2 protein-coding genes are annotated in these 2,181 nt (G+C 41.4%); both read left to right on the top strand.

The window, feature by feature from the left end; genetic code table 11:
- Positions 1–267: 267 nt before the first annotated feature.
- The gene (locus tag AB4496_RS24650) at positions 268–675 is read left to right on the top strand and encodes a SulA-like leucine-rich domain-containing protein (RefSeq protein ID WP_009846480.1); all 408 of its coding nucleotides are present in this window, start codon (positions 268–270) and stop codon (positions 673–675) included.
- 270 nt (positions 676–945) lie between these two features.
- On the top strand, positions 946–2,049 hold the full coding sequence (locus AB4496_RS24645) for a phosphoribosylaminoimidazolesuccinocarboxamide synthase (RefSeq protein WP_009846479.1): 1,104 nt from the start codon (positions 946–948) through the stop codon (positions 2,047–2,049).
- Positions 2,050–2,181: the final 132 nt, after the last annotated feature.

Below are 2,181 nucleotides of genomic sequence, written 5' to 3'. Positions count from 1 at the left end.
CTTATCTTCTTATCTTCTATACAGGTGTATACAGTACTTTTCTGTCAAACCCACTGTATACACCTGTATAAAGCTCACATTTCTTCAACTTATGAGACAAAACAACAAATTCATTCAAATTTAATTTTTACCATATTTTCAACAGCTTAAATAAAAACCACTTACCCAACCAAGCAAGATCGGCCAATAATCCCTCAAAAAACGCTTGATCTTATAAGCAACAAAAACTACTGTATACACATACAGCATGTATATAAGGACAGCAAAATGATTCCAGCACACGTTAAAGCACAACACTCTAGCCCGCTAACTCACTGCGCATTTACATCCGTCTCTCGTGACACAAAAAGTTCAAACGAAGAAGCGTTGTTTGCCAAAATGGCGTTGCTGTCCAATCAACATCAGTGGTTACTGTTTACGGCTCAAACACCAAGACCATCGGCTAAACAACTGCAGCAACATAATGTTTGCTGTGATCGTGTTATTCACATGAAAGCCTCTAATCAAATGACAGAAGTAGAAACCGTCGAGAAAGCCATTCGATCTAAGAATGCGAGCGCGATTGTTGCGAGTGCTTCGATTGATCAATTCAGTCAGCAATACCTAAGAACATTAGGAATGCGCTTTCAGTGCGAAGTCTTCTTTATTGATGCCAATTCAGAGCGTATTCACTAGACCGCCTGACTTAATAACATTTTGGCTAGCAAACTTAAGTTAACTTGACAGCATGGCTCCAAAACACAGTCCAAATATACTGCCTTCCCCTGCCTACAATTCGCCAATTTTCTAGCGAATAGTTAGGCGGGGGTTTTTATTTGATCAATAGATTTAGCAATCGTTTGCTTTTTCTCTGGAAGCAAATAGTAGATTGGGTATAATGCCCGTCTAATCATGTGCACACCGCACTTCTCTGTATGACGTTTGATAAAAGATAGGAATGTCTAAATGAGCCTTGCTGATCAAGTTCTTGCCGTAAATGATGACCTACCAATCCGTACTGATAAACCTGTCCACAGTGGCAAGGTTCGTTCGGTCTACTGGTTAACTGAAGAAGATAGCCAACGACTAATTAAAGAGAAAGGCTACGATGTAGCACCAGATGCGCCATTAGCAATCATGGTGATCAGTGACCGTATCTCTGCATTTGATTGTATCTGGCGTGGTGAAGGGAATCTAAAAGGTGTCCCAGGTAAAGGAGCGGCTCTGAATGCTATCTCTAACCACTGGTTCAAATTGTTTAAAGACAACGGCCTTGCTGACAGTCATATTCTTGATATCCCTCATCCATTCGTATGGATTGTACAAAAAGCTCGCCCAGTCATGATCGAAGCGATTTGTCGTCAATACATCACAGGTTCAATGTGGCGTGCATACGAAAACGGCGAACGCGAATTCTGTGGTATCGAGATGCCAGAAGGCCTTGAGAAAGACAAGAAATTGCCTGAGCTACTGATCACACCTTCTACAAAAGGGATTTTGAAAGGTATTCCTGGCGTTCCAGAAGCTGATGATGTGAACATCACACGTAACAACATCGAAGATAACTTCGCAGCGTTCAACTTTACTCAAGCAAGTGACATTGCGCATTACGAGAAACTTCTAAAAGAAGGCTTCAACGTAATTAGCCAAGCGCTAGCAAAAGTCGATCAAACCTTTGTCGATACGAAATTTGAATTTGGTTACGTCAACGATGCTCAAGGTAATGAAAAGCTTATCTACATGGATGAAGTCGGTACTCCAGATTCATCTCGCATTTGGGATACTCAGGAATACAATAACGGCAACATCGTTGAGAATTCAAAAGAAGGTTTCCGCCAGTTCCTACTTAACTACTTCCCTGATCCGGACATTCTTTTGAACAAAGAGCGTATGCCAGAGCGTGAAGCGTTAGCTCGTGACAATGAACTTCCATTGGATTCATTAATGTCTCTGTCACGTACTTATCTTGATATCGCGGCGAAGATTACAGGTGCGGAAATCGTACTGAGTGAGAATCCTAAGCAAGAGATCATCGATGTATTGCGTGCTGACTATGGTCTAGTTGACTGATTGCATTCTAGAAAGCGAGTAAGCTCGTAAACACAAGTTCCAGATACTAAAAGGGCCTCATCATTATTGAGGCCCTTTTTCGTGTGCGATTTTTAATATTCTTTGAGCTCGCTCCTAAGCTCTAAGCTCTAA

This window comes from Vibrio sp. 10N.222.46.A1 (assembly GCF_041473595.1).
In the GTDB taxonomy this organism is placed as follows: Bacteria; Pseudomonadota; Gammaproteobacteria; order Enterobacterales; family Vibrionaceae; genus Vibrio; species Vibrio tasmaniensis_A.
Note: the sequence above shows the minus strand (reverse complement) of the source record. Positions and strands in the feature narration are given on the sequence as shown.

Bases quoted from the DNA above. Each gene is read 5' to 3' on its own strand.
- AB4496_RS24650 (WP_009846480.1), top strand. From the start codon at position 268: ATGATTCCAGCACACGTTAAAGCACAACACTCTAGCCCGCTAACTCAC.
- AB4496_RS24645 (WP_009846479.1), top strand. From the start codon at position 946: ATGAGCCTTGCTGATCAAGTTCTTGCCGTAAATGATGACCTACCAATC.